This window comes from Aetokthonos hydrillicola CCALA 1050 (assembly GCF_017591665.1).
GTDB lineage: Bacteria > Cyanobacteriota > Cyanobacteriia > Cyanobacteriales > Nostocaceae > Aetokthonos > Aetokthonos hydrillicola.
The window spans coordinates 1-6,855 of the sequence record NZ_JAAKGC010000177.1 but is presented as its reverse complement, the minus strand read 5'-3'; the positions used below and the strand labels follow the sequence as shown (position 1 = coordinate 6,855).

Annotated in this window: 4 protein-coding genes and 1 pseudogene; 2 read left to right on the top strand and 3 right to left on the bottom strand. The window is 40.4% G+C overall.

The window, feature by feature from the left end; all coding sequences use genetic code 11:
* The 3 genes from G4P69_RS34700 to G4P69_RS34690 all read right to left on the bottom strand — a co-directional run.
* On the bottom strand, positions 1 to 1,141 hold a 1,141-nt coding region (locus G4P69_RS34700), incomplete at its 3' end, for a hypothetical protein (protein WP_208354452.1).
* 23 nt (positions 1,142 to 1,164) lie between these two features.
* A complete protein-coding gene (locus G4P69_RS34695) occupies positions 1,165 to 2,157 on the bottom strand; it encodes an AAA family ATPase (protein WP_243902574.1) in 993 nt (330 codons plus the stop codon).
* Positions 2,139 to 3,383 (bottom strand): hypothetical protein, encoded by a 1,245-nt coding sequence (locus G4P69_RS34690; RefSeq protein ID WP_208344222.1) that lies wholly within the window; start codon positions 3,381 to 3,383, stop codon positions 2,139 to 2,141. The genes G4P69_RS34695 and G4P69_RS34690 overlap by 19 nt, the downstream gene beginning before the upstream one ends.
* A 780-nt stretch (positions 3,384 to 4,163) precedes the next feature.
* On the opposite strand from G4P69_RS34690, the gene G4P69_RS34685 reads away from it, so the two are divergent.
* Positions 4,164 to 5,891 carry a hypothetical protein gene (locus tag G4P69_RS34685; protein WP_208354456.1) on the top strand — a complete coding sequence of 576 codons (1,728 nt, stop codon included), beginning with the start codon at positions 4,164 to 4,166 and terminating at the stop codon, positions 5,889 to 5,891.
* Positions 5,863 to 6,753 (top strand): annotated as a pseudogene (locus G4P69_RS34680) (DegT/DnrJ/EryC1/StrS family aminotransferase); the annotation flags it as partial. The gene G4P69_RS34685 and the pseudogene G4P69_RS34680, both read left to right, overlap by 29 nt.
* Between the last annotated feature and the right edge of the window lie 102 nt (positions 6,754 to 6,855).

Below are 6,855 nucleotides of genomic sequence, written 5' to 3'. Positions count from 1 at the left end.
CCTTAGCATTGTATTCTCCTATGTCCCAAATATTGAAAGTGCCAAATTGTTTTTGTTGGCTAGATTTTTGATCAGCCTGTGCCAAAAAACTTTTGACATTTTTACCATAGAGTAACCATTGCAGCATTTGTTGGTATTCAGCAGGTTCTAAGGCAAACATCGGCACTAGGGAATTTATCTTGGCAATAAATTCAGCAGTAGTATCTCGCCAGTGAAAACGGGGGAGGAGGTTAAGCCAAGCTACCCTGTTGACTTGGGGTATCAGCATTTCCAAAAAATCTACAGTTTCCTCCCACCTTGAAGGTACTGTACGCCGACGTGCCGCCCCAGCATCGCTAACTATAACTATTAAAGTCTTTTCTTTGGAGAACCGCACCAAAATAGATTTGACAGCTTCTCCCTGCAAACATTGAGTATCATAGTAAAATTCTGCTGTCGGAATATTGCGGAAGTAGTAAACTTTCGCTTCATGCCAAATTTCTCTTAACTGGCGACAGAAGGGAGCAAAAGGAACCATTGAGCTTGATTGGTCAATCAGCAACACCACTTCTCTATACTTAATTTGAGCAGCAGTTAAAACAGGTTTGACAAAGAAACCCCGCTTCGCAACATCTATAACCGTCGCCGGGACATCCATCTGGCTAGGAATACTACTTGGTAACTTTTGCGTCAACAACCGCCAACTTTGTCGCAGTTGTTCACGACTAACAGGAAAATAATATCCTTCCCGCAGCTTTGTTCGCACGGCGGAGACGACAGCATTATCACTAGGCGCAGGAGCGGGGAAAAATTCTGTTTCTGCTTCTGGTTCACCCTCTGGTGGTGTTGGAATATTCTCAGGTGGCTTTATTTCTGTTGTCTCTGGCGCTTGTGTTACCGGTGGCTCGATTAAAGATTGACTTGACCTTACCCGATGGGATATGATTTCATCCCAGCACTTGTCAAATAGGCGTTCTTGTTGCCGAGATTTTACCCAGATAGTTTTACACAGTCTTGCTACTGCTCGTTGGTCAGAAATATCTAATCCTTTGTCTATTGACTGCAATAATGCTGACACTGCTAAATGATACTGGTCAATGCCTAACAGCAAACCAGCGTCTCGTAGTCGCAAAAATAAATTTAGCAGTGGAGGTTCACTCATTGTTTCAGTGATTATAAAAGCTGTTAACTATATTCGCTTTTATCTTGGCGAGTCTTGAGCAGGGTACTAGCAAAGGGATATCGTTCATCTTTAAGCTTTTGTAGAACCTGCCGGGGGGGATAGCTATTTAAAACTGTAAACCAGTCGATTAATTCACTTGTACTGACTTTTTTGGCTGTGTCTTCTTTCTCATCCTCCATAGTGCTCCGCAATTCTAAAAAACGTTCAATAGCTTGATCTACTAAATCTTTTGGTGGTTTTTCAAACCTTGATTTAATAATTCTTTCGAGTCTTTCCTGATTAGGAAACTCAATATAATGATACAGGCATCGTCTGAGAAAAGCATTAGGTAACTCTTTTTCTTGATTAGATGTAATAAAAACAATTGGTGGAGCGTCAGGATTTGCTGTTAGCCAGCACGGAGGACGCAAATCTTTGATTTCAAAACGTTGGTCTTCTAAAGCCAGCAAAAGGTCATTAGGAAAATCTGTATCAGCTTTATCGATTTCATCAATTAATACGATGGTGCGATAGGGTTTCTTTTTTCCTTTTTTTTCGCTTTCTACTACTTCTTCTTTGTTCAAAAAATCCCTATCAAAAGCGTAACCTAATGCTCCTAATTCCAGATAATCTTTAGGCTGCGCTGGGTCAGATTTTTCACCTGCAATTTTTGCTGCGGCTAATTGTGCCGCTTGTAACCTGCCAACGTAATCGTAGGTGTAAAATCCATCTTGAGCTTTGCTAGTTGACTGCACATTCCAAAGGCGATATTCCCACTCATACTTAGTGTAGCGTTTACTAAATTCATAGAAAACAGCACGGGCGAGTTCACTTTTACCACAACCGGGTTCTCCTTCCAATAGCAATGGACGATTCAGTTGGATGGCTAAATTCACTGCTTCTTTTAGACCATCGTCAGGTTCGTAAGCATACAACTTGCGCTGCAATTTTTCATTCCACTCTCCTCCATTGGGGGGGTGCTTTTTTCCGGTATATTCTAGGGGTATGTTTGCCATATAGAAGCAAATTCGGTTGTTTGACAATTAAAGTGCTGATAAATTACTTTAAGTAAGTTTTCTGCCTTGTTTTGTTCATGCTCAATTTTCTTAATCAGATCAGCAGCAATTTTTGTGGAATCATCAGATAAGGGATCATCCAGTCTTGCAGCAATGTCTTGTAAGACTTTAACTAATTCTTGATTTAATTCATTTTCTGTATAAATAGTAGTCTGATGTAAATTAATAATTTCTGGAGCTAAATTGGTTCTGATCGCCTCTGGTTTACCCCAATGATTTTTTTGAGCGCTAGCCAATAAAAACATAAATATTTTACCTTGTTTTTTTTGCTGTATTCTCTTAAGGTAGTCAACTAAAGGAATCCAATATTGTTGCAAATAAGTATTGAGTCTTTGAAAATCATAATCATCAACATTAAGAGTAAAGATTAAATGAGCCGAGTCTAAAAAACTTGCGATATTAATCCATTCTTTTTTATGAAACAAATTATTTATATCTTTTTTTTCATGATTTTTTGATGAAGATGAGTAGTTGCTATTGTTTAAAGCAACCGGTCTACACTGACGAGGATTATATTCAGTAATTTTCGCTGCTAAACGCCTTACCATCCAAGTACGACTATAAGAACATGGATTATTAATCAAAAAAATTTGAGTAGGTTTAGGAAATCTTTCCATCAGTAATTCAACTTGTTTTTGATGGTTAAATAAACTCAAACCCTCTACCAAACGAGTCTGATTAGTAGCTGTTTTTTGATAAATGGGAGGATAAATAACAAACTTACGCCAATCGGGTATTTCTAATGCTTCACAAAAAGCTTCAAAATCTTTTATATCAATACTATCATTTTCTTTCCCTCTGAGGAATTTTTGCCAATTTCTATAGGTTATACCTGGAGTATGAATATCTTTCTGTTCAATTACTCTCAAACATTCATCAAAAGTAATTTCTTTAATTTTTTGACTTCTCAAATGCGAAATACGTTTTCGCATTTGTTGATCTTGAGTAAAAATCTTTTGTTTATTTAATAAGTCTTCAAGTTCCTCAATGGGAATATTTTTTTTATCTTCTGTGATACTTAAGTATTTTTTAATACTTTTTTTAAATTGCTCCTGACTGGCAATAATCAGAACTTCGCTATTTTGGTCTTTCGTCCATCCTTTATCTTCTCTTTTACGGTTAATCTCCTTAATTCCTTCTGGTGAAGCCCAAACTTTTGTCCCCATCGCTCCTTTGCATATAACCTACTGAATTTATTCCTGATCAGATCCTGATCGGATTTTTACACTTTTTAGGTGATTTGGTCTACTGAATATATTCTCACTTGTGTCAAATACACCCAAACTTAGGGCGAACGCCGTACTCTGCGAGAAGCCAGAGGCTACACCCCTACAAATGTATTGTACTCAATCGAGAATCGCTAGAAGTTTACCAAATCAACGAAATTATGGATAGATCGAACGACAGCAAACGTACATCCCCAGCCAACACAAGAAACACAAGACGACGTGAGATCACCCTTTGGCGCTTCCGTCAAATGTGCAGATTTTGGCAACCAATAGTGACTCTTGCTGCGGGAATTGTCTCTATATTGGTAGCGCTGTGGAATCTCTTACATTAGCGTTTTATCAGGGAGATGGGTTCCAATACTGCCCGGTTAAGCTAAAAACTCAAATGGTAGGTTGGGTTGAGGGACGAAACCCAACATTGATCAGCATTTGTTGGGTAACGCTTACGCTCTACCCAACCTACGATTCTCGCCCTTGCGAGCAGTACTGGGAAGACAGCGTGCTTTCATCGCATTCATCTATGAGCCTAAGGTACGGATGTGTCACTATAACGTGCCACATCCTCAAGGGTTTTCTGCATTTTTGTTATAACCGTAAATCTGTTCCCTGTTTTACTAAATGATGAAACGAAAAGCTTTTAAAGCCTTTACTATTTACTTAATGTGTCTTTTTCTTAGCTGCACTCAAGTGCAAGCAGAAAATCAATGGACACCCCAGATGGAAGCTGAGTTTCAGCAGCGCGCAAAGAACGTAATTACAAAAATAGCAGGAAGTAACTACGGTAACACGTCCCAAGAAAATGAGAAAAAATCTTATCCGCGAGCAATGATTGACTTTCTTGCTGGAAACCGAGAAAAAGCCCTAGCCTTTCTCCAATCTGAGGATGCTGAGGCTAAAAGTCACGCCCACACTTTAGGAATTGACTTTTATTCTGGTTTTACTCTTAAAGGACAAGTCCGTAAATACTTCTATTTTGGCAAATATCTTGACCCGTCCTATCGTCAAAGGATGAAGGACGCAATGAGAATTTTTACACAAGTAGATCCGCTCACTCGTCACTTTCCTAATCGTAGCCAATTTTGGCCACAAGACAACTGTGATTCTTGGGTAGATTGTCGCAACACTGATAACCTAAGAGCAATGCGCGAAGTTGCTGTTTATTTATTTGCTGAAGAAACTGGAAACGAAGCCACGCGCAAGATTTACAAAAAACGCATTAGCAGAAATGTCCATACTCTCTACCAAATTGGACAAGGTGAATGGGACTCAGAAAACTATTTAGAACATGCTGTTACTACCTACGTCGATCTTTATGATTTTGCTAAAGATTCAGAAGTTAGATCTCTTGCTAAAGCTGCTCTTGATTGGTTTTTCACTTCCGGATCGCTAAAATATTGGCGCGGTGGATTTGGCGGGCCAAGTAAACGCGATTATAGTATGGGTAACTGTGTTTGGTGTTCCCTTGCTACCCATGAATTAGGGTTATACTTTGCAGATTCACCTGTGCCTGATCCTAATCTTTCGCCCGATTCAGTACACCTAATAACTAGCAGCTATCGTCCTCCTTTAGCGGCGATCGCTTTAGCACGGAAGCAATTTCCTAAACCTTTAGAACTACTGAATTCCAAACCAACCTACGAAAACTGGCTTCCTGGTAACGACACTGCACCACAATTTTACGAAACTCTATATTTTGGTCATACATTCCAACTAGGTACACTCATTCAGGGTTCCGGTGGTGACTGGAACGGCTTCAAGATGATGGCGTTTAATCAACAGCGTGGCGTTGATTACTTTATAGCTGCAACAGGAACAGATCCTACCAAAATCTCTACTTCTTCCATCGGTGGCGACAATGTAGCTCAGTACCGCAATTTAGTGATCTGGCTTAATAATAAATCAAAAGCACCATTTCAATTCTTTCTACCCAAGTCCGCACAGATAGAAACTGTAAGCGGAGTGACTTTCATTCGTTACGAAAAAACATGGTTAGCGCTGTTGCCTATTAATATAACAATCGAGGGGGTTAACGCAGTAGCTACAGAAAAAATCCGTGAACACTACCCCAACGACCAGATTCTAACTGCTCTAGGTAATGAAGGTTTAAGTGGATTTGCACTGGAAATAGGTGAGCAAGAAACTCACGGAAGTTGGAATCAGTTCCAGCAGTCTGTTTTGCATAAGTCTCGCTTAAATTTGAATCAGGTTGGTGATGGAATTGTTGAGTATTCCAGTGTTGTGGGGAAACTAAAACTTCAATATCAAGCGCAAGGATTACCAAAAGTTTGGCGCAATGGAAACTTTCACAACTGGCAAAATCACTACGCCGTTTACCAAAATGCTCAAGGTGGTAAAACGCCAATTTACCAAGGATGGAAACAAGGTAAGCTTGAAGTTGTAGCTGGCGGCTATCGGTTCACAAGGTCCAGAAGTCGCTGCCTTTGAGCAGGATTTTGCAGCTTACGTAGGGGCAAAAAATGCTTGTGCTGTTTCTAATTGTACAACAGCTTTGCACTTGGCACTTTTAGCTGTAGGAGTGCAACCAGGGAATGAAGTGATTACAGTCAGCCATTCTTATATTGCTACTGCTAACAGCATTCGTTATTGTGGGGCAATACCGGTGTTTGTGGACATAGAACCACAAACGTACAACATCAACCCGATGTTAATTGAAGATGTGATTAGCGATCGCACTCGCGCTATTCTTATTGTCCATCAAATGGGTATGCCTTGTGATCTGAAAGCCATCTTGGATATTGCTCGGCGCTACGATTTGCCAGTGATTGACGCTGCTGCTTGTGCGATCGGCAGTGAAATTCTTTGGGATGGAAAGTGGGAGAAAATTGGTAAACCACATGGAGATATTGCCTGTTTTTCTTTTCACCCTCGCAAGGTGATTACTACTGGCGACGGCGGAATGCTTACCACTAATAATCCCGAATGGGATAAACAGTTTCGCCTTTGGCGACAACACGGAATGAGTGTTCCTGACACAGTTCGCCACGGCGCAAAACAAATCATTTTTGAATCTTACCCAATCTTAGGATACAACTACCGGATGACTGATATCCAGGCAGCTGTTGGGCGAGAACAACTTAAACGTCTACCAGAGATTGTGGAACGTCGTCGTTACCTAGCACAGCGATACCATGAAATGCTGGCAGATATACCAGGATTGAAGTTGCCAACTGAACCTGAATCGGCAAGGAGTAATTGGCAAAGTTACTGTGTAAGGTTACCAAAAAATTGTGAACAGCAACAAGTGATGCAGGCAATGCTAGATGCTGAGGTCGCCGTTGACGATGGAACTAGCTAGTTGATTTTGAGTGTCGACATAGTAGGAGTTTGCGTTGACAGAAACCACATAGGTTGTATTAGCCTGAATAACAACTGGTACACTGAGAGCCTG